At 53.3% G+C, this 20,669-nt stretch carries 23 protein-coding genes and 1 riboswitch; of the genes, 4 read left to right on the plus strand and 19 right to left on the minus strand.

The features are described from left to right. A partial coding sequence (locus GZ1_RS05670; protein ID WP_157074358.1) for a 5-oxoproline transporter, DUF969 family subunit occupies nt 1-290 on the minus strand: 290 nt, incomplete at its 3' end. Nucleotides 291-598: 308 nt separating this feature from the next. Between GZ1_RS05670 and GZ1_RS05675 the strand changes: the two genes are divergently transcribed. Then, on the plus strand, nt 599-1,213 hold the full coding sequence (locus tag GZ1_RS05675) for a sulfite oxidase-like oxidoreductase (RefSeq protein ID WP_013523784.1): 615 nt from the start codon (nt 599-601) through the stop codon (nt 1,211-1,213). Between the two features lie 138 nt (nt 1,214-1,351). Here GZ1_RS05675 and GZ1_RS05680 read toward each other — a convergent pair whose 3' ends face one another. Then, nucleotides 1,352-1,936: an ECF transporter S component gene (locus GZ1_RS05680; RefSeq protein WP_060788080.1), complete on the minus strand. Its 585-nt coding sequence runs from the start codon at nt 1,934-1,936 to the stop codon at nt 1,352-1,354. Between the two features lie 156 nt (nt 1,937-2,092). Further along, nucleotides 2,093-2,225: riboswitch (FMN riboswitch) on the minus strand. Between the two features lie 109 nt (nt 2,226-2,334). Continuing rightward, on the minus strand, nt 2,335-3,552 hold the full coding sequence (locus GZ1_RS05685) for a threonine synthase (protein WP_015374884.1): 1,218 nt from the start codon (nt 3,550-3,552) through the stop codon (nt 2,335-2,337). A gap of 303 nt (nt 3,553-3,855) precedes the next feature. Here GZ1_RS05685 and pepT point away from each other — a divergent pair, with 303 nt between their 5' ends. Continuing rightward, entirely contained in the window at nt 3,856-5,091 is a 1,236-nt protein-coding gene (pepT, locus tag GZ1_RS05690; RefSeq protein ID WP_015374885.1) for a peptidase T, read from the plus strand. Nucleotides 5,092-5,158: 67 nt separating this feature from the next. Here the strand turns inward: pepT and GZ1_RS05695 are convergent, their stop codons facing one another. Both GZ1_RS05695 and GZ1_RS05700 read right to left on the minus strand, forming a co-directional pair. Beyond that, nucleotides 5,159-6,781, minus strand: coding sequence for a bifunctional metallophosphatase/5'-nucleotidase (locus GZ1_RS05695; RefSeq protein ID WP_020755904.1), 1,623 nt, complete (start codon nt 6,779-6,781; stop codon nt 5,159-5,161). Between the two features lie 260 nt (nt 6,782-7,041). Continuing rightward, the gene (locus tag GZ1_RS05700; protein WP_015374887.1) at nt 7,042-7,467 is read right to left on the minus strand and encodes an OsmC family protein; all 426 of its coding nucleotides are present in this window, start codon (nt 7,465-7,467) and stop codon (nt 7,042-7,044) included. Nucleotides 7,468-7,642: 175 nt separating this feature from the next. Between GZ1_RS05700 and plsY the strand changes: the two genes are divergently transcribed. Both plsY and GZ1_RS05710 read left to right on the plus strand, forming a co-directional pair. Next, nucleotides 7,643-8,236 carry a glycerol-3-phosphate 1-O-acyltransferase PlsY gene (gene plsY, locus GZ1_RS05705; protein WP_015374888.1) on the plus strand — a complete coding sequence of 198 codons (594 nt, stop codon included), beginning with the start codon at nt 7,643-7,645 and terminating at the stop codon, nt 8,234-8,236. Between the two features lie 28 nt (nt 8,237-8,264). Beyond that, nucleotides 8,265-9,629: an RsmF rRNA methyltransferase first C-terminal domain-containing protein gene (locus GZ1_RS05710; RefSeq protein ID WP_020755900.1), complete on the plus strand. Its 1,365-nt coding sequence runs from the start codon at nt 8,265-8,267 to the stop codon at nt 9,627-9,629. An 88-nt stretch (nt 9,630-9,717) separates the two neighbouring features. On the opposite strand, the gene GZ1_RS05715 is transcribed toward GZ1_RS05710, so the two are convergent. From GZ1_RS05715 to GZ1_RS05775, 14 genes are all read right to left on the minus strand, one after another. Continuing rightward, the gene (locus GZ1_RS05715) at nt 9,718-10,293 is read right to left on the minus strand and encodes a YpmS family protein (RefSeq protein WP_011231260.1); all 576 of its coding nucleotides are present in this window, start codon (nt 10,291-10,293) and stop codon (nt 9,718-9,720) included. Then, nucleotides 10,290-11,072: an SGNH/GDSL hydrolase family protein gene (locus tag GZ1_RS05720; RefSeq protein ID WP_060788081.1), complete on the minus strand. Its 783-nt coding sequence runs from the start codon at nt 11,070-11,072 to the stop codon at nt 10,290-10,292. Before GZ1_RS05720 ends, GZ1_RS05715 begins: the two co-directional genes overlap by 4 nt. Nucleotides 11,073-11,146: 74 nt before the next feature. Then, nucleotides 11,147-11,719: an SCO family protein gene (locus tag GZ1_RS05725; protein WP_011231262.1), complete on the minus strand. Its 573-nt coding sequence runs from the start codon at nt 11,717-11,719 to the stop codon at nt 11,147-11,149. A 53-nt stretch (nt 11,720-11,772) separates the two neighbouring features. After that, nucleotides 11,773-12,633 (minus strand): DegV family protein, encoded by an 861-nt coding sequence (fakB, locus tag GZ1_RS05730; protein WP_020755896.1) that lies wholly within the window; start codon nt 12,631-12,633, stop codon nt 11,773-11,775. Between the two features lie 105 nt (nt 12,634-12,738). Further along, the gene (locus tag GZ1_RS05735; protein ID WP_015374891.1) at nt 12,739-12,990 is read right to left on the minus strand and encodes a YpmP family protein; all 252 of its coding nucleotides are present in this window, start codon (nt 12,988-12,990) and stop codon (nt 12,739-12,741) included. Between the two features lie 96 nt (nt 12,991-13,086). Further along, nucleotides 13,087-14,358: a threonine ammonia-lyase IlvA gene (gene ilvA, locus GZ1_RS05740; RefSeq protein WP_015374892.1), complete on the minus strand. Its 1,272-nt coding sequence runs from the start codon at nt 14,356-14,358 to the stop codon at nt 13,087-13,089. 325 nt (nt 14,359-14,683) lie between these two features. Beyond that, entirely contained in the window at nt 14,684-15,127 is a 444-nt protein-coding gene (locus tag GZ1_RS05745; protein ID WP_020755891.1) for a YndM family protein, read from the minus strand. A gap of 180 nt (nt 15,128-15,307) precedes the next feature. Further along, the gene (locus GZ1_RS05750) at nt 15,308-15,802 is read right to left on the minus strand and encodes a dihydrofolate reductase (RefSeq protein ID WP_060788082.1); all 495 of its coding nucleotides are present in this window, start codon (nt 15,800-15,802) and stop codon (nt 15,308-15,310) included. 13 nt (nt 15,803-15,815) lie between these two features. Beyond that, on the minus strand, nt 15,816-16,610 hold the full coding sequence (gene thyA / locus GZ1_RS05755; protein WP_060788083.1) for a thymidylate synthase: 795 nt from the start codon (nt 16,608-16,610) through the stop codon (nt 15,816-15,818). Nucleotides 16,611-16,684: 74 nt separating this feature from the next. Then, on the minus strand, nt 16,685-17,389 hold the full coding sequence (locus GZ1_RS05760; protein WP_011231269.1) for an anthrax toxin lethal factor-related metalloendopeptidase: 705 nt from the start codon (nt 17,387-17,389) through the stop codon (nt 16,685-16,687). A 91-nt stretch (nt 17,390-17,480) separates the two neighbouring features. Beyond that, nucleotides 17,481-18,059, minus strand: coding sequence for a YpjP family protein (locus GZ1_RS05765; RefSeq protein ID WP_173346448.1), 579 nt, complete (start codon nt 18,057-18,059; stop codon nt 17,481-17,483). Nucleotides 18,060-18,070: 11 nt separating this feature from the next. Then, nucleotides 18,071-19,264: an LL-diaminopimelate aminotransferase gene (locus tag GZ1_RS05770; protein WP_060788084.1), complete on the minus strand. Its 1,194-nt coding sequence runs from the start codon at nt 19,262-19,264 to the stop codon at nt 18,071-18,073. A gap of 647 nt (nt 19,265-19,911) precedes the next feature. Beyond that, nucleotides 19,912-20,043, minus strand: a complete 132-nt coding sequence (locus GZ1_RS18085; RefSeq protein WP_011231272.1) for a YuzL family protein — start codon at nt 20,041-20,043, stop codon at nt 19,912-19,914. A 71-nt stretch (nt 20,044-20,114) separates the two neighbouring features. After that, nucleotides 20,115-20,552 carry a BrxA/BrxB family bacilliredoxin gene (locus tag GZ1_RS05775; RefSeq protein WP_060788085.1) on the minus strand — a complete coding sequence of 146 codons (438 nt, stop codon included), beginning with the start codon at nt 20,550-20,552 and terminating at the stop codon, nt 20,115-20,117. Between the last annotated feature and the right edge of the window lie 117 nt (nt 20,553-20,669).

Here is a 20,669-nt window from a genome sequence, read left to right on the forward strand (position 1 = left end):
AAATAGACCATCAAGATTCTCCCTGTTGTCGCCGCCTTGATTTTCGCCACGACACTCTCCGCCTGTTCCCGCAGCCCAAAGCGTTCTAAAAGGCCGATGACAGGCAATGTGGCGATGAACACCGCCATATACCGGTTGGTCGTAAACGCCGTTCCAAACTGTTCAATAATGTCATACAGCGATTGATGAGCGAGCAGTCCTGTCGCCAATCCAGCCGCTGTCACGACAAGAAGCGGATTAATGCGAACAATGAAGCCGATGATGACGATCAACACGCCAATGAGCACCATATTTCTCTTCTCCTCTCCAAACATCGTATTGACATTGTGGTTCATTCATCTCGCTTCCTTATTTCTTCACTAGCTTTTTCTTCCCCCTTTCTTTCGGTTGTTCCGTATTTCAGAACAATCATTCCAATTTCATCATTTTCATTATATAATTAAGAAAAATCGAAAATCAATCAATATTTGGGGGAATTTGTCCTCTCTCAACAATGCCGCCGCAGCAACTGAACCGAGCCCCTTTTTATTGCATCCCCTTTCCCTATTTTGTATCATGAATAATTAAGAGAAATTTAGCAGAAAAAGGAGTGCCCGCCATGACCAAACAACTCCCTCCCGGCCAATTCGAAACCGAAAAATGGCCAATTTTGCATGAGGGCGATGTGTACCAATTCGATGAAGCGACGTGGAATTTCCGATTGTTCGGCGATGTGAAAGAGGAAGTGTCGCTTTCGTATCAAGAAGTGATGCAGCTGCCGAAGACGGTTTCAACCATCGATATGCATTGTGTCACAACATGGTCAAAATTCGACACGACGTTTGAAGGCATCGCCTTCCGCGAGTTTTTGCGCTTTGTCGAGCTCGATCCCGACGTGAAATATGTGAAAATTTACGGATATTTAAACGGCGACCGGTTCGGCTATTCGGCAAACTTGCCGCTTGAAGCGCTGATGGGCGATGATGCCTTGTTTGTCTATCGATGGAAAGACAAGCATCACGACTGGCAGGACATCTCGCCGAAGCACGGCTATCCGCTCCGTTTCATTCCGCCGGCGACGTTTTACTTATGGAAAGGGGCGAAATGGGCGTCCGGCATCCGCTTTATGAAGGAAGATGAGCCGGGCTATTGGGAGGAGCGCGGTTATTCGATGACCGCCAATCCGTTTAAAGAGGAGCGGTTTGCTGAGTGGGTGCCGCGGATTCGCTTTTGACAAAAGCAAAAGAGGGTGTCCCAAACGCAACGGGACACCCTCTTTTATTACAAGAGGTAGGAACAAATCACTTCGGCGACACGATATATTGTATCTCTCTCAAAGAGAGACGATCTTTTGGGACAGCCTCTTTGATCATCAAGCGGCTTGGCGGGATGCCGCTTGTTTCTCAAGCCAAGCACGAAGACGCCAAAAGAGAAGCTGAAATACGATGGCCGCCATCGCTCCTTTGACGGCGTTAAACGGCAAAATCGCCGATACCACCAACGCCTTCGCTTCCGGCGCGCTCATCTGCGGAGCGCCAAGAAAAAGCGTGTACGCCGGCAGAAAGACGTAGTAGTTGAGCACGCTCATGACGAGCGCCATTGTCACTGTTCCCGCCGCCAACCCCAGCAGCAAGCCTTTTTTCGATGCGGCTTTCCGATAAATATAGGAAACCGGCAAAAGGAACGCCACCCCGGCAGTGAAGTTGGCGATCTGGCCGACCGGAACGCCGGTCGCACTGCCGACAAAAACGTAGTTCAACACGTTTTTCAAGAGTTCGACCGCCACGCCGGCGAGCGGGCCGTACAACAAGGCGGCGATGAGCGCCGGAATGTCGCTGAAGTCGACAAGCAAAAAGTTCGGAAACGGCGGCAGCGGAAAGTTGAGCATCATGAGCACATGCGCCATGGCGCCCAACACTCCGATGCCGACAAAGGCGCGGATGGAAATGCGTTTCATGCTTGTTCTCCTCCCCTTCTCGTGATTCATCCTCACAAGAAGAAGGCTGCCGCCGCGAGCGCCAACAAAAACTCCCTTAAACCGAACGAGGCTTAAGGGAGAAAAAGGGTGTGCGCAACTAGACGTTCGCATGCGCCAAAACGAACGCCGGCAAACCTTCATCTTCTCCCATCCAGACTATACTGTCGGCTCCGGACTCGCACCGGATCCTGCCTTGCGGCTCGCGGGCTGAGAGGCCAAGCGCCTCATCACCGCCGGTCGGGAATTTCACCCTGCCCCGAAGATGAATCGCTTATACATTTTTATTATTCCGATGAATTTAGTATACAATACCTCTTTTCGTTTGTCTATCATTTTTTCCCATATGTTTTATGTTTGGCGCCTACTCCGCCCACTTGTCAATTCTCCTTTGGAAGCATATCCCCCGGCTCGAGCACCGGCGGATGGACGTCCACCGTATCGGCGTATTTCAGCCCGGTTCCGGTATTTAATACGACGACCGTCTCCCCGTCGCGAATCCAACCGCTCTCGCGCAACGTTCGTGCCGCCGCAAACGCCGCCGCTCCTTCCGGGCAAATGAACGCCCCTTCGAGTTCGGCTGCCGTCCGCTGTTCAGCCAAAATCGCTTCATCGCCAATGGCAACCGCGCAACCGTCCGTCTCATACACCGCCTCAAGAACAAGAAAGTCGCCAAGCGCTTTCGGCACATTGATGCCAAACGCCACTGTATGGGCGTTCGGCCAAAACTCCGATTCCCGTTTTTTCTCCTTCCACGCCTTGACGATCGGCGCGCAATGCTCGGCCTGCACAGCGACAAGCCGCGGCATGCGGCCGTCCACCCAGCCGAGCGCCTGCAGTTCTTTGATCGCCTTGTAAATGCCGATCAACCCGACGCCGCCGCCGGTCGGATACAAAATGACATCCGGGAGCTGCCACGAGAACTGTTCGGCGATCTCCAGTCCCATCGTTTTCTTCCCTTCAATCCGGTACGGTTCTTTCAACGTCGACGCATCGTACCATCCGTATTCGCGGATCGCTTTGGCGACGATTTGCCCGGCATCGCTAATGAGGCCGTTGACTAAATACAGTTCCGCCCCAGCGATGGCGCATTCCTTTCGCGTCAGTTCCGGTGCATCAACCGGCATGACGACTGTCGCCTGAATGCCCGCCCGCGCCGCGTATAGCGACCATGCCGCGCCGGCGTTGCCGTTTGTCGGCATGGCGAGTCGTTTGACGCCCAATTCCTTTGCTTTCGAAATCCCAACCGCCGCGCCGCGGGCTTTAAACGTCCCGGTCGGAATGACGCCTTCGTCTTTCATATAGAGTGAGTCAATGCCGATATTCCGGCCAAGGCGCGGCATTCGCACAAGCGGAGTCATTCCTTCCCCTAAAGAGACAATATGTTCAGGATGTTTCACCGGCAATAGCTCATGATACCGCCATAAACTCGGTTCTCGCTCCGCAAGTGCCTCCCGCTTCACTTCTTGGCGCATCAACTCCAAATCGTACGCGACCAGAAGCGGCGAACCGCATTCGCAAAGTTGATGGATTTGGTCGACATCGTATGTACGTTCACACTTCGGACAATACAGATGAGACACGTAGCTGAATGACATGGTTTGGCTTCTCCTTTCCATTTGTTTCATCCGCACGAGGCAGGAAGCACCTACTTTCGCGTTTTGGACGAGGCACTGGCCTTTTCATTATACCATAACCGTCCTCTGCCACCGGCGCCTGTAATGGCAGCGTCCGTACGCCAACTTTGGGGCATCATAGCGCCAAGTAGGAAAGGTCCCCCCTCTTTTTTACCGTTTGAAGCCGCATATGGTAAAATAAAACGGAAACCGCCTCTTTTTTCTCACTGCATCGGCGGAATGATTCGTTGATCCAGAAAAACTTATACATAAGGAGATGAACCAATGAAACAGGAACTCATCGAACGCTTCATCTGCTACGCGAAAGTCAACACTCAATCCGACCCAAACAGCCATACGTGCCCATCGACTTCGGGACAGTGGGAGCTGGCGAGAATGCTCGTCGAAGAGCTGAAGTCGATCGGCATGGAAGATGTGACGATCGATGACAACGGCTACGTGATGGCGACGTTGCCGGCCAATACGGACAAAAACGTGCCAGTGATTGGCTTTTTGGCTCATATGGACACCGCTCCGGAGTTTACGGGAGCCAACGTCAACCCGCAAATCATCGAACAGTACGACGGCGGGGACATCGTGTTAAACAAAGAACAAGGCATCATCTTGTCGCCAAACGATTTCCCGGAGCTCGCTCACTACCAAGGGCATACGCTCATCACGACCGATGGGACGACGCTGCTTGGCGCCGATGATAAAGCCGGAATCGCCGAAATTATGACCGCGATGAACTATCTCATTCAACACCCGGAAATCAAGCACGGCAAAGTGCGCGTCGCCTTTACGCCGGATGAGGAAATTGGCCGCGGGCCGCATAAATTTGACGTTGCCAAATTCGGCGCCCAATTTGCCTACACGGTCGACGGCGGGCCGCTGGGCGAATTGGAGTATGAAAGCTTTAACGCTGCCGAAGCGAAAATCACGATCAAAGGAAAAAACGTCCATCCGGGCACAGCGAAAGGAAAAATGATCAACTCGATCAAAATCGCCATGGAGTTCGAGCAGCAGTTGCCAGCCGATGAGGCGCCTGAGCATACGGAAGGATATGAAGGGTTTTACCATTTGCTTTCGTTCCAAGGCAGTGTAGAGGAAACGAAGCTTCACTACATCATCCGCGACTTTGACCGCGAACAGTTCGAGGCTCGCAAAGCGAAAATGAAAGAGATCGCGGCTTCGCTTGCGCAAAAATATGGAAACGACCGAATCACGCTCGAAATCAACGATCAATACTACAACATGCGCGAAAAAATCGAGCCGGTGCGCCACATTGTTGACATCGCCCACGAAGCGATGACGAACTTGGGCATTGAACCAAAGGTGAAACCGATCCGCGGCGGTACAGACGGGTCGCAGCTCTCCTACATGGGGCTGCCGACGCCGAACCTTTTCGCCGGCGGCGAAAACTTCCACGGCCGCTACGAATACATTTCCGCCGACAATATGGTGAAAGCGGCCGAAGTGATCGTGGAGATCATCAAGCTGTTCGAGCAAAAAACTTCCTAAAGCCAAAAGGGAGCCGATGGTTTTCGGCATCCCTTTTTCGCTTCTAAAAACATCATAATTGTTCCGCCTATTGCAGTTTTGTGATCCGCCCTTCGATTTGTGCCGAAAACGGCTGTGACAACTGGCGGATGTAAGTGACAAGTGCATCCAAATCGACCGGGCCGACCTCGCGGTTTGTCCCATGCGTCAACACCGTGAACCCATCGCCGCCGTCGGCGAGAAAGCTGTTGACCGTCACCGTGTACTCGGCGTCCGGTTTTAGCGGTGTCCCATCAGGAAGCTGAATGTCAATGACTTTTTCTCCGACCGGCCTGCTGGCGCTCCATGTATAGCGGAGGCCGGAGATTTGCAGCATGCGCGTTTGGGTTGGCTGCCATTGTTGATTCAAAAGCTGGCGGATTTGCGCGCCGGTGAGCGTCATTTTCACGAGCTGGTTGTTGAACGGCTGAACGTTGTACAATTCGCCCCACGTCACTTCGCCTTGTTCAATATCGGCGCGAATGCCGCCCGGGTTCATAAAGGCAAAATCGGTTTTCATCGCCGCCCGCTGGGCATCGGCGATCAAATTGCCCAAGGCGGACTCGCCGCTTTCGTTTTGTTCATCGGTGATCGTTTCGGCTGCTGTGCCGACGACTTGATTGACAAGCGGCGCCACTTTCGCTTCATATTTTTCGACGAGGGCACGGATTTCCGGGTCCGGAGTGATGCCGTCATGATAGGTCGTCACGATCTCCGCTTTTTTGGCGACGACGTCTTTCGTGCGCGGGTCGATTTTCAAATCGACATCAGAAAACGCCGTGCCGTACGAATACGACTGAACGAGCAGCTTGCCGTCCACAACCGCATTTAAATAGGCATGGTTATGACCGGCGAAAATCACATCGACTTCATCATCGACATTTTTGGCGATATCGACAATTTCCCCGCTTGCGTTTGTCCCATCCGGATTGGATACGCCTGGGTTATGGGCGAGAACGACGATCGTTTGCACTCCTTTTTTCTTCAGTTCCCGGACCGCTTTGTTAATCGCTGTTGCTTCATCGATGAACTTGACTCCCGCGACGCCGCTTGGCGTCACAATCGTTGGTGTTTCCGTGAGCGTGACGCCGATCAATCCGATCGGCATGCCGTTGACCCGCTTAATCACATATGGCGGGAGAATCGGCTTTCCTGTTTGCGCATCAACGACGTTGGCGCTCACGTACGGAAAATCTGCTCCGGCGAAATCGCCGGTCGCCGGGTGGTATCCGCCATGGATCAAGCGGAGCATTTCCGCTACTCCTTCATCAAACTCATGGTTGCCAAGGGTGCCGACGTCAAAGCCGAGCTTATTGAGCACTTCGATCGTCGGCTCGTCCTGCAGCAACGCCGATACCGGCGGGCTGGCGCCAACCGCATCGCCGGCATGGACGAGCAGCGTATTTTTGTTTTCCGCCTCCCGCTGTTTCAAATAAGCGGCCAAATAATCAGCCCGTCCGACTTCCCGCCCGCCGACTTTTCTCGTCACATTCAACTGACCGTGGAAGTCGTTAATGCCTAACAGCTGCACCTCAATATAACGGTGCGAGGAAGCAGGCGGCTTCCCCTTGCTTTTCCCGTTCCCTGCCGCCCCAACTGGAACTGCGGCCAGCACCGCTGCAGCAGCCAATGCGGATAGCACCCGTCTTCCCCATCGTTTGGAATTCTTCATTCCCGGTTCCCCTTTCTCTCGCCTTCTCGTTCACTCCCATTATATCCTTGCGAGTCCATACAATGATAGAGAAGAAAGGATGATTTTTCGTAAATATTTTGTAAATTCACAACTGACTGTTGAGAACAACAGAAACAAAAAAAGACCGCCCGATAGAGTCTGTTGATCGGACAGTCTTTCCCTTTTAGCTCGGTGGACAGCCAGCGTCATTCGGCGCTATGCCACGCGAAACGGCCATGAACGTCAAGCCCTTCTCCTTGTTAGATCGTCTCCTTCCCGCGCACGCCGTTGATCGAATAGCTCGCTGTAATGGCGGCATTTAACGAATGGGAAACGGAACAATATTTTTCTTTTGACAACCGAATGGCGCGGACGACCTTGTCTTCCGGCAAATCGCCTTCGAGCGCGTAATGAATATGAATCTCTGTAAACCGCTTTGGGTGGTCATCGGCGCGCGTTCCTTCGACTTCCATCGAAAACGCGCGGACATCAAGCCGCATTTTCCGCAAGATCAAAACGATGTCAATGCCGGTGCAGCCGGCTAAGGCGTGAAGCAAAAGCTCCATCGGCCGAGCGCCTGAATCGTTGCCGCCGACGTCTTTGGCCGCGTCGATCGGAATGGTGACACCGGAAGCGCTTTGGCCGCTGAATGACATGTTTCCGTTCCATACAACCGTCGTTTTCATCATGGTCGCTCCTTTCTCATCGGTCCGGGGTCGGACGGACGTTCCGACAGCCCGTTTCTTCTTTTCAGTTTAGCGGCTATGTCCTTGAAATGCAAAATTCCTGTCTACCGTTTTCGCTCATGCATGTTAAAATAGAAACATGCACAAACTTGTTGAGTAAAGGGTGTTTGATTCGATGACCGCACTCATTTTGCTTCTTGCTTATCTTCTCGGCTCGATTCCGTTTGGCCTTCTTGTCGGGAAAATCGGCTACGGGATCGACATCCGCGAACATGGAAGCGGCAATCTTGGGGGAACAAACACGTTCCGCGTGCTTGGGGCGAAAGCGGGAACGATCGTCATTGTCGGCGATATGCTAAAAGGGACGCTGGCGGCGAGCTTGCCGATGCTTTTTTCCGTCCCCGTGCATCCGCTTTTGGCCGGGGCGGTGGCAGTTGTCGGCCATATGTATCCGGTGTTCGCCAAGTTCCGCGGCGGCAAGGCGGTGGCGACATCGGGCGGGGTGATGCTGTTTTATTCGCCGTTGTTCTTTTTGTCGCTCATCGCCGTGTTTCTTGTCGTCTTGGCTGTTTCACGCTACGTCTCCCTGTCATCGATGGCCGCGGCGCTGTATGCGGTCGTGTACACCGTCTTTTTCACTGACGACATTCCATTGACGGTGGCAGTGTTGTTGCTGGCTTCGTTTATCTTTTATCGTCATCGTGCCAACATCAAGCGCATCTTGAACAAAACGGAGCCAAAAGTGAAATGGCCAGGCAAACGCTCATGACGACGGACGGAGAAAGGAGTTTGTTGCGTTGAGATTGCCGGAAGCATTTGTCGCGAAAATGAAGAAGCTGCTTGATGAAGAAGCAGACGAGTTTTTCGCTGTTTATGAAAACGAAAAAATCAACGGCTTGCGCGTCAATCCGTTGAAAACCGACCCGGGCGCATGGGCAAAAACGGCGCCCTTTTCCCTTTCCCCGGTGCCGTTTTGCCCGACCGGGTTTTATTATGAGCCGGACCAACAGCCGGGAAAGCATCCGTACCATGCGGCCGGCCTGTATTACATTCAAGAACCGAGCGCGATGGCGGTCGCCGAAGCGCTGCGTCCCGCCCCTGGGGAGACAGTGCTCGACTTGTGCGCCGCCCCTGGCGGGAAAACGACCCAGCTTGGAGCGATGATGGAAAACAAAGGGCTGCTTGTCGCCAACGAAATCCACCCGAAACGGGTCAAAGCGCTCGCAGAGAACGTCGAACGGTTCGGCTTGACGAACACCGTTGTCGTCAATGAAACTCCCGAGGCGCTTGCCGAGCGGTTTCCGGGCTTTTTTGACAAAATTTTAGTCGACGCCCCCTGTTCCGGCGAAGGCATGTTTCGCAAGGATGAAGAGGCCGCTTCGTTTTGGAGCCCGGCTTATGTGGAAGAATGTGCGGCCAGACAGCGGCGCATTTTGGAAAGCGCCTATGCGATGCTGAAAGAAGGCGGCATTCTCGTCTATTCCACGTGCACGTTCTCTCCGGAGGAAAACGAGCAAACGATTGAATGGCTGCTTGAGGCGCACGATGACTTGCGGCTGTTGCCGATCGCCAAAGCGGGAGGGCTTGAGCCAGGGCGGCCGGAATGGACGAAAACCAATCGATCCGATCTCGTCCACGCCGCCCGCCTTTGGCCGCACCGTCTGAAAGGGGAAGGGCATTTTGTCGCCAAGCTGCAAAAGCAGCGCTCCACCCCGCCTTGGCAGGGGCGACGGGCAAAAGCGAACGCGCCAAAAGCCGCGATCCGCCTGTATCGCCAGTTTGAACAAGAGGCATTGTGGACAGAGCGAGACGGCACGTTCGTGTCATTTGGCGCCCATTTGACTGTGTTGCCCGAGCGTTGCCCGGATTTGTCCGGTTTGAAAATCGTCCGCGCCGGGTTGCACTTAGGGGATGTGAAAAAAGAGCGGTTTGAGCCGAACCATGCCCTTGCCTTGGCGCTGCGGACAGAGGAAGCGAAACATGTGCTTGACCTATCGAGCGCAAGCCGCGAAATCGTCCAATATTGGCGCGGCGAGACGCTTTCCACCGGCGGCGACCGCGGTTGGCTGCTTGTGGCCGTGGATGGATTTCCGTTCGCCTGGGGGAAAGAAGTGAAAGGAACGGTGAAAAACTTTTATCCAAAAGGGCTGCGCCTCGTCTAAAACGTCGGAAAAGCAGATGGCAAAGGAGCTCCCAATCGCAAAAAAGGGGCTGACCCAAAACGCGGGTGCGTTTTAGGTCAGCCCTTTTTTACTGGTGCTGCTTCGTCGGAATTGTTAAGGTAAACACGATCTCATCGGCGGCCAAATCGATTTTTTTTGCCGCCACTTGATAGCCGTTGCCAAAGCGAATGTCCGTGAGCGCGACGTAGACGCGGGTGTGCTCCGGGTCAATCGCCACTTCATCCGGCAGCGGGGCGTGCTTTTGCAAGTAGCGAAGCACATACGTCACTGGCAGCTTCCAGTCGCCGAGCGAAATCGTCGGCTCCGTGAGCTCGACATTCCCTCCTTTGATTACTTTGGGCACAAACGAGACGACAAGTTCGACCGAGCGGCCTAAAATGGGGATTTCGCTTGAAACATAGACGCGATCGGCGAGCCAAACGCGGTATTGCAGCGGATGGCCTTTCGTTTTTTCTGCCAAATAGTCGTTCATGACGGCGTTCAAATGCTCCTTCTTCGAGTATACTGTAAACGAAGCTCCCTCCACATTTGGGCGCGCCGGCCGCTTCACCGGTGAAGTGGGTTCGAACAGCCAGGCGACAGTCCAAACAAGAACCGCGGCGTTGACAGCCGCCAACATCCAAAACGCTCGTTTCCAATTCATTGCAATAAGCTCCCTACCCACCACTCTTTTTGTTGATCTAACGCTTCATGCACTCGCATGGCCATCTGTTCGTATCCTGCGGCATTCGGATGAAATTCGTCGCGATGAAGCAATTCGTCGCGGTCGATGAAGATGTCTTGAATATCAACGAAAATCGTTCGGTCATAACGGGAAAGCACCGCCTGGCTTGCCTTGTTCCACTCGGTAATGACATCATTGATTTCCGGAATATTCGGCAACGTCGTGGAAAACGGATTGTATAGACCCACAAGCACAATGACCGCATCCGGATTGATCGTGCGAAGCGAGATCAATAGATGATCCAGTCGGTCGGCAAATATTTCCATGGCTTGCTGAAACCGCTGGCGCGACAAGTCTAAAAAGTGCGAGCGGACGACATTCATCACATCGTTGCCGCCAATGGTGATCAAGATCATATCAGCCCGCCCGAGCTCCGCTTGATGGGCGTGAATGACTGGTTCCAATTCAGCGATGCGCCGGCCGCGTTTCCCGAAATTCGCTACGGTGACTGTCCGCACCCCGTCTTCTGCCGAAAGGAGCGGGACAAGGCGGCCGACATACCCGCCTTTCCTTTCGCCGTCCCCCACTCCTTCCGTCAACGAATCGCCTAAAGCGACCAAATGTATATCTTTCGGAAGCGGCTTTGCTTCCGTCTGCTTGACGGCGGCTTCATGCGGGCGCTCCGGCTTTCCGCCCGCCGAAAGCGACACGCATCCGGCGAGCAGCCAGCAGCACAACAACCATCCCCACCGTCTCATTGTTTGACACCTGCCTTTTGCCGCAACAAGGGGAAAGACGAAAAGAAGGCAAAAAGGCGGTAGCCGTTTTTGCCTCATTGCGACGACTGCACGATTTTGATATGCTCTAAAATTGTTTCGTATGGCACATCTTGCACGCCGCTGTACGTCTGAACCACTTTTCCGTCTGGCCCGACCAAATAAAAACTGGTGCCATGCACGACTTGGTCGTCATTGGCCGGCTTTTGCACGATCGTTTTAAAGCTTTTTTGCGCCAACTCGCTGATCTCGGCCGGGCTGTATCCAGTCAGCAAATGCCAGTTTGCTAGATCATCTGTAAATTGCTTCGCATACGCCGCCAGTTTTTCCGGCGTGTCGACTTCCGGGTCGACGCTGAAGGAGACAAACTCGACATCCAGTCCTTCTTTCTTTGCCATTTGCTTTAGCTTGGCCATATGGGCCGTCATCGGCGGACAAACCGTTTCGCAATTTGTAAAAATAAAATCGGCGACCCACACTTTTCCTTTCAAGTCGCGAAGTCCAAACGGCTGACCAGACTGATCGACAAACGTAAAGTCCTCAACCGGCCAGTTTTTGGCGTCCGGAATCGTTTTTCCGCACGCCGCCAGCAAAAGAACAACGAGAAAAAGTGCGATTCGTTTCCACATCGATAGGTCCTTCCTTTTCGACCAAAATATGTTGATGCCGCCAATAACGGCGTTTATTCATCAAGCGGCGCTTCCTCGGCGTAGTACATGAGCGCCAGCGCCCCGGGACCGGTGTGAATGGAAATGACCGGCGTTGTTTCAACGATGTCAATCGGCGAATAGCCGATGATGTCTGTCACCGCTTCCTTGAGCCGCTCCGCCCACCGAGGAGCATCGGCATGGGCGATGGCGATTTTCTCTACCCGTTTGGCCCCTTGTTCCTCGACAAGACGGCCCGCCAAATGGGACACCGCTTGCGAAAAGCTGCGAACCTGGGCAACCGGCGTATACAGCCCGTCAACCAGAGCGGCGATCGGCTTAATACGCAAAAGCGAACCGATGAGCGCTTTGCCGCGGCCGATGCGGCCGCCTTTCACCAAATGCTCAAGCGTATCAAGCACAACATACAGCCGCGTGCAACGGCGTATTTCGTCAAGCCGCCGGATGATATCGGCGACGCTTCTGCCCGCCTTGGCCAAACGTGCTGCTTCGAGCACTTGAAACCCCAACGCACAGGAAATAAATTGTGAATCCACGACGGTGACCGCTGCCTCTGTCAAAGCGGCCGCATGTTCAGCCGCACGGACCGTACCGCTCAGCTCGCCAGCCATATGGATCGACACAATCTCGCTGCCGTCCGCTCCGAGCCGGTCGTAAACGGCGAGAAATTCTCCCACCGATGACTGCGAACTTTTCGGCAGTTCGCGCGCCGCTTTCATTTTCGCCATAAATTGTTCCGGGGTGATCGTCACCCGGTCGATAAACGCCTCCCCATCCACTGTCAAATGAAGCGGAACGACTTCAACGCCGTGCTCGGCAAGCACCGCCGCCGGCACATCGACCGTTGAGTCGGTTACAATTTTGATTGATTTCATTCGTTCACTCCTAATACTGATGATCTCGTTTCCATTATATAATGAAACCGGCGAAAATCCCACCAAAAAAAAGTTGTTTTGCCGCCAAGGGCAAAACAACAACAGTCATGCATTATGCTTTAACGCCGTTTCTTTAAAGATCTGTTCATATACAGGCCATTTCAGCACTTTCTTCAAATGTTCGCGGAACGAATACACAGAACGGCTCGTTCTCGATCGGTACACCTTTGCAATAAACGCCTCCAAGCGCAGTTGGATCATGAATCGGTATGTGTTCTCTTCCTCCAATACAGGAATTTCGATAATCTTGACCTTCTGTCCATATGCGTTTTTGAACTCGAGGCTTTTGAATAGCAAAATATCAATCCTCTTTTTCACCGATTTACTTTTATTATACACCAATCCGGTGAAAAAGTATGTCGGAATGCGGCGAATTTGTTCCGACTTTTTTCGTCAAATCAATAGATGGAACAAGTTCGGGTCTTTGTTGACCTCTTGGAACGGGAAGCCTTTTTTCTTCATCCGCTCGATGAGCGGCGCGTAGTCTTCGCGCCGTTTCAGCTCGATGCCCACAAGCGCCGGTCCGCTTTCTTTGTTGTTTTTCTTCGTGTATTCAAACCGGGTGATGTCATCCGTCGGCCCAAGCACTTCATCCAAAAACTCACGCAACGCCCCAGCCCGCTGCGGGAAGTTGACGATGAAATAGTGCTGCAGTCCTTCGTAAATCATCGAGCGCTCCTTGATTTCCTGCATCCGGTCAATGTCGTTGTTGCCGCCGCTCACCACGCAAACGACCGTCTTGCCGCGGATTTGTTCCTTGTAAAAATCAAGCGCAGCGATCGGCAGCGCCCCTGCCGGTTCAGCGACAATGGCGTTTTCGTTGTACAGCTCCAAAATCGTCGTGCATACTTTTCCTTCTGGAACGACGACGATGTCATCAAGCACCCCGCGGCATAAGGCGAATGTCTTTTCCCCGACCGTCTTGACGGCAGCGCCGTCAACGAACTTGTCGATTTCATCGAGCGTCACCACATGTCCGTGCTCGAGCGCCGCTTTCATCGATGGGGCGCCGGCCGGCTCAACCCCGATGACTTTGGTGGACGGAGAAATGCTTTTCACATACGTCCCTAGTCCGGCCATCAATCCTCCGCCGCCGATGCTGGCGAACAAAAAGTCGATCGGTTCATCGCAGTCGTTGAGCACCTCGACGCCAATCGTCCCCTGTCCGGCGATGACGTATTCATCATCAAACGGATGGATGAACGTCCGCCCTTCCGCCTCGGCGCACTTCACCGCTTCGTTGTAGGAATCGTCAAACGTGTCGCCGACAAGCACGATCTCGACCATGTCTTTGCCAAACAGCTGCACTTGCGACACTTTTTGCCGAGGCGTCGTCGCCGGCATATAAATTTTCCCATGCACGCCAAGCGCCCGGCATGAATAGGCCACCCCTTGGGCATGGTTGCCGGCGCTGGCGCATACCACCCCGTTTCTCCGCTCCTCATCGGTTAAATGCTTCATCCGGTTGTACGCCCCGCGCAGCTTAAACGAACGCACGACTTGCAAATCCTCGCGCTTTAAGTAGACATTGCACTCGTAGCGTTCGGATAACAGCGGATTTTTTTGCAGCGGCGTATGGAAAACAACATCCTTCAGCGTATGATACGCGATCAAAATGTCCTCGACGTATACTGCCCCTTGCTTCCGTTTCAGCTGTTGTTCCATGTTCTCGTTCCCTTTCTTTTCTAAGTTGTCTTTGATTTGTAGATTATATCACAAATTCGCAAAAAGAAAAGGGAATTTTCGAAAAGTTTTATGAGGATGAAGGGAAGCGGGCTCGTGAACATCGCGATGGCCCCGCTTTACCGGATACTGGACGCTTCCGCCGGCCGGATTCACGCTTTTGGCCTGACGCCATCCGATGAGCGTCATCCTTCCTGCTCGAAACCTCTCCCTAGCCGTCCTGCCAGACGGCAACACGGCGAATTGTGCAGCATATGTACGGCGAACTACTTCTTCATGCGCAAGCGGACAGAAAAAACGACCGGCGCTATGCCCGGTCGTCCTCTTTTTTGAACTCTTCTTCCTCGGCAAATTCCGTCGCCCATCTTCCTTCATCATACCAGCGGTGCGCTTCTTCCCTTCTTGCTTCTTCGTGCACATGGTTTTCCATATACAAATGGAAAAACGCTTCAACCGCCCCGATCGCCAAGGAGCTGAAAAACGCGCCGTATGCCATGTTGACGGACGGGGCAATGAGGGCAAAGCTGACCGGCCAAATAAGCAAAAAGGAAAGCGGCACGTCAAGAGCGGCAGCGACAAAATGGCCGACGCGCGGCAACACGAACAGATCGCCGATCATATAAGAAACAAGCGCCGTCACGATCGTCATGAGTGAAATCAAGGAAAGCGGGGCATCGAAGATCGTAAACATCGAAAACAAGACGACGCTCCAAGCAGCGAGCTTGACGACAAACGGAACGATATGTTTCATCGTCTTCCTCCATTTCCATTGTGGTTCTATTGATTATCGTTCCTTTTTCGCCCCGCTTCTATGCAGAAACACGTTTTCAAAATGTTCCGATCTCAAACAAAAAGATGCCCCGTTTTTGGGGGCGTCTTCGCAAATGTTTCGTACGCCAACGACAAACGCATATCCATGCCCGTGTCCCATCTATTTCGCCTTTTTCCGCTCATAAATGATAAAGGCGTGTTCATACGGATTCTTTTCATCTTTTCCTCCTGGCGTATAGGAAACGATTTCCCATTCATCGTCAGAAATGGGCGGATAAAACGTATCGCCGGGGAAGGAAGCAAAAATTTTTGTCACATACAGCCGGTCGACAATCGGCATCGTCGCCCGAAACAGTTCGGCCCCGCCGATGATAAACACTTCATCAGCGCGCGATGCGATCCATTGCTTGACTTCCTCGAGCGAATGAAGCACAAGGCAGCCTTCCGGGCGAAACGAGCGGTTGCGCGTGACAACGACGTTATCGCGGCCGGGAAGCGGCCGGCCGATCGCTTCAAACGTTTTGCGCCCCATCACGATGGCATGGCCCATTGTCACCCGTTTAAAATACACCAAATCGGCCGGCAAATGCCAAGGCAAGCGGTTGTCTTTGCCGATCACCCGGTTTTCATCCATTGCCACAATGTGCGAAATCATCGCGTCCTCTCCTTTACACAGCCACCGGTGCTTTAATCGTCGGATGCGGGTTGTAGCCGACAATTTCAAAATCGTCGTATTCGTAATCGAAAATGGACGGCGGCTTCCGTTTGATCACGAGCTTCGGCAGCGGGCGCGGCTCGCGCGTCAGCTGCAGTTTCGCCTGTTCGAGATGATTTTTGTACAAATGGACATCACCGCCGGTGAAAATGAGTTCGCCGACATCGAGATCGCATTGCTGGGCGATCATATGCGTCAACAGCGCGTAGCTGGCAATGTTAAACGGCAGCCCTAAAAACGTATCAACGGAGCGCTGCTGCCACATGCACGACAACCGACCGTTCGCGACATAAAACTGAAAGGCATAATGGCACGGCGGCAGCTTCATCTCGTCTAATTCCGCCACGTTCCAAGCGCTCACAAGCAGCCGGCGTGAATTCGGATTTCGTTTGATCTCCTCGACGACCCACGCGATCTGGTCGATTGTTTTCCCGTCCGCCCCTTTCCATGAGCGCCATTGCGCGCCGTAAATCGGGCCGAGATCACCGTTTTCGTCCGCCCACTCGTCCCAAATCGTCACGCCATTCTCCTGCAAATAGCGGACGTTCGTATCGCCTTTTAAAAACCAAAGCAGTTCATAAATGATGGAGCGGATATGCAATTTTTTCGTTGTCACGAGCGGAAATCCATCTTGCAAGTTGAAGCGGAGCTGGCGGCCGAACACCGACAGCGTGCCGATGCCCGTGCGGTCTTCTTTTTCGACGCCGTTTTCCAAAATATCCTCCAAAAGCTGCAAATATTGCCGCAATGTTCTCACCTCACGCTCTATCATACCATAAAGCAACGCATGGTGAACCACTTGTCCATAAAAAAACGAGCCTTTTACGAGGCCCGTTCCGCCAATCCACGGATCAACGCATATGTTCTCGGCGCTGCCGCCCGCAACGTTTGCCGCGTCTTGTCGCTTGCATAATAATAGGCAAACGACTCGGCAAAATACTCTTCCGGATAAGTCAAAAAATAATATTCGCCGGGAAAGAGCCGCGGCGCCTCCTCCCGCCAAATCGCTTGAAATTCGTCCGTTTCATGAATGCGGTCAAATACGATGTAATCGAGCGAATGAGCAAACTCATGCAGCTCCAAATTGACCGAGCCATGCCCTTTTCCTTTTTCGCTATGGCCGAGGCGGACAAGCACTAAATGCGACCCACCGATGCCCGGCACGTCATCCCATGTTTTCGAACCCGGCATATAACCGCGCGGCGTTTTTCCGCGCAAATGGCGGGCCGTCGGCTCATCGGTGATCGGGCCGGTCAACAGTTGGATGTAAATATGGTGGTCCGCCGCCTGCTCTAAAATCGTGCGATCAATGCGGGCGAGCGTCCGGATCATTTCATTCGCTTCAGAGGCGGAAAACTCCGTCTCCGGCACGATGATGATGCGGCCAAGCACATCATGAGACGGAACACCCCTAAGACCAAGGCTGCTTTCTTCAAGCAGCACGCCATGGGCAGCCGGATACGGTGAGAACGATAGAAGCGGAACGGCGAACAGCGCCGCCAACAAACTAGTGAACAGCCGTTTCATCGTGGTTCCCCCGCTTCTTTCAATCTATGAAAATCATATCATAGAACGAAGCGGGAAAAAACGCGCAAAATCAGGAAAGAACCGTAGGCGATTATGTACGCCAGTTCGGCGGCGTATTTTTTGACCAGTAGATTTTCCCGAGTTCATGATGGGCTTGAAACCCATCATCGCATGTATGATAGTGAAACTGAAACCAATATCCGTCTTGCGGCGGATGCTCGCGGCGGACGTGAAAGCGGATCAAATCCTCTCCCGTATCCGCCCGATACAAATGAAAAATGCGCTCCCCTTGCCCGCCGGACGGATTTTCCGAAACAGCCAAATAGCGGAGCTCCTCTTCCGGATAACGATCGGCAAGCTCGGCGATCACTTCTTCCATGCGCGGCAAAATGACGGCGCGAAACTCATCTTCAATGACCGGAGCGATTTTGCGGCCGAATTTTTCATGGGACTGGGCAACGGCCTTTTCCATCGTCCGCTCAATGAATTGAGCTCGCGTCAACGAAACCGCTTCCTCGGCACGACTTGTTGGACTGTGCTGCCAGTCGGAAGACGATGCATCATCTGACGGCGGCTCTTTGGCCGCGAGCAGCGAAGCGGGCGGTGTGACGAGTCCAAACGTGCAGACGGTAATGGCGGCAACAAGCGTTTTTCGAAGCCAAGACGGCAGCTTCATCGCCTTCACCTCCCGCTACCGCCGTCAGCGGCCAAAGACGCGAACAAGCCGGTCGCTTTTAATTTGGCGACCGCCCGGCGCAACACTTCTTCCGGCTGGACAAGGGCGATGCGCACATACCCTTCGCCGCTCGGCCCAAACGCGTGCCCAGGCGTCACAACGACGCCGGCTTGGTCGATGAGCGCCTTCGCAAACGAAAGCGACGTCCATCCGTCCGGAATTTTCGCCCACACGAACATGCCGGCTTGCGGACGGTCAACCGTCCAACCGATGTCAGCGAGTCCATCCACGAGCACATCGCGGCGCGCCTGATACATCATGCGGCTCTGGGCGCAAAAGCCGGCGCCATGGCGGAGCACTTCCGCGGCCGCTTTTTGCAGCGGCCAAAAAATTCCGTAATCCAAATTGGACTTGAACTCGGCAAACGCACGAATCACCTCGGCATTTCCGCACAAGTAGCCGACCCGGCAGCCGGCCATGTTGTAGCTTTTTGACAACGAATTGATCTCCACGCCAACGTCCTTTGCGCCTGGAACAGAAAGAAAACTCACCGGTTTGTTTCCGTCATAATACAGCTCGCCGTAAGCAAAATCGGAAACAACGAGGATATCGTACCGCTTCGCAAACTCGACCACTTCGCGATAAAATGATTCTGTCGCTACAGCTGGAACCGGATTTCCAGGGAAGTTGATAAACATGATCGTCGTCCGTTTGGCGATGTCCTCCGGGATCGCACGCAAATCCGGCAAAAAGCGGTTTTCCTCCCTCAGCGGCAGAAAATACGGCATCGCTTCCGCCATCGCCACCCCCGCCGCATACGCCGGGTACCCGGGATCCGGCAATAAAATGACATCCCCCCGGTCAGCGAACACCATCGGCAAATGAACGAGCCCGTCTTGTGACCCGATGACGTACGTCACTTCCGTCTCTGGATCGAGCACGACGCCATGCGCCGTCCGATAATAATCGGCGACCGCTTCATGAAACTCGCGAATGCCCTTTAATGTGTAGCCGTACGCATTCGGCTCGTTGGCGTAGCGGGCGATCGCCTCACGCACAAACGGCGCCGGGGGCAAATCCGGGCTGCCAACGCTCAAGTCGATCCACTCGTCATGAAGGTGGCGCTGCTTTTGACGATACGCCGTCAACTCGGCGAAAATCGATGCCGAAAACGCGTTCATTCGTTTCGCTTTTTTCATTTCGTCTTCCTCTCCCTTGACAAGACCAAAACTGCATTTTCTTTTTGCTTTTGTTGGTATATACTTTTATCATAGTTCCGAAAGAAGACACCCGCTTCAACCGCGTGAAGGTCGCAGCCCAGCGATCAGCGGCAAATGGATGTCGGTTGGCGTCAGCCAAAACACATGATAAAATCAAGGTATATCATGTTCTTTGTGAACTGGATATAGGGGGTTGCATGGAGAATATCCAATGCGAAAACCAAGCAAAGCCTTCCATGCGTAAAATATCCAAGGCGCGAAAGAACTCCGAATCGTCGGATGCCTAGGGTTGGGACGACCCGAAGTCACGCTCAGGGAGACGAAAGAATGCTTTCGTCGTGGAACTGAGAAGCTCCCACTTCAAGCAAAGCGAAGTGGGGGTAGTTCACATGAATAGTGTATCATAGATTCTCAGTGAAAATATAGACAGAAAGGCGGGAAAAATGAAACATGAACACGATCTTTTTTGCGGCCAGCCTCATTACATTGCTTTACTTTATTTATAGTTGTATCGCCAACGCCTAAACGCTCTTGGCGATCCATCCAGCTCCCTTGGCATTCTGTTGGATGCGAAGGGAGTTTGCGCATGAAAACGACAAAAGGAGCCCCGCATCGGGAGCTCCTTTTTAATCGATTTTTGTTTTTTTGCGGGCAGAGTCAAGCTCGAAGGCGCCTGTCTCCGTCTCCGTCGTGCCTTGCCCTCGAACATCTGGGGCGCTGACGCCCGTTTTCGAACGGTCTTTTTTCCGCTTCGGCACGCCGATCACCTCCGCCCTTATCGTTCCCCGGCGCCGGCAGCGGTATGCAAGGCCGGGGAAGGCGTTGGGCATCAACCGCAATATTTGTCAAACGCAGCCAAAATATTTTCCATCACGTCCTCCATCGAGTGAAACTCGATGTCTTCGCGCGGGATAAAATGAACAACTTCTTTTCCTTTTAAAAGCGCCATCGACGGCGAGGACGGCGCATAGCCGACAAAGTACTCGCGCATTTTCGCCGTCGCTTCTTTGTCTTGGCCGGCGAATACCGTCACGAGATGATCCGGCTTTTTCTCGCTCCTAAGCACCGCCTGCGTCGCCGCGGGGCGCGCCAATCCAGCGGCGCAGCCGCACACTGAGTTGACAAAGACAAACGTCGTTCCTTCCACTTGTTCCATAAACTGCTCGACTTCTTCGCTCGTGCGCAATTCGCGAAAGCCGGCGCGGACGAGTTCATCCCGCATCGGCTGCACGAGTTGGCGCATATAGTCTTCGTAAGCCATTGACATTGCCCTCATCCCTCCACATTCATCATCGCTGCGCTATCAGCATACTATATTTTCGTTTGAAAAATCAATGAAGAGAACCGTCCACGGCCGCATGTCTCTAAACGGCATCATTCAGAA

Source organism: Geobacillus zalihae NBRC 101842, from assembly GCF_001544135.1.
Taxonomy (GTDB): Bacteria; Bacillota; Bacilli; order Bacillales; family Anoxybacillaceae; genus Geobacillus; species Geobacillus zalihae.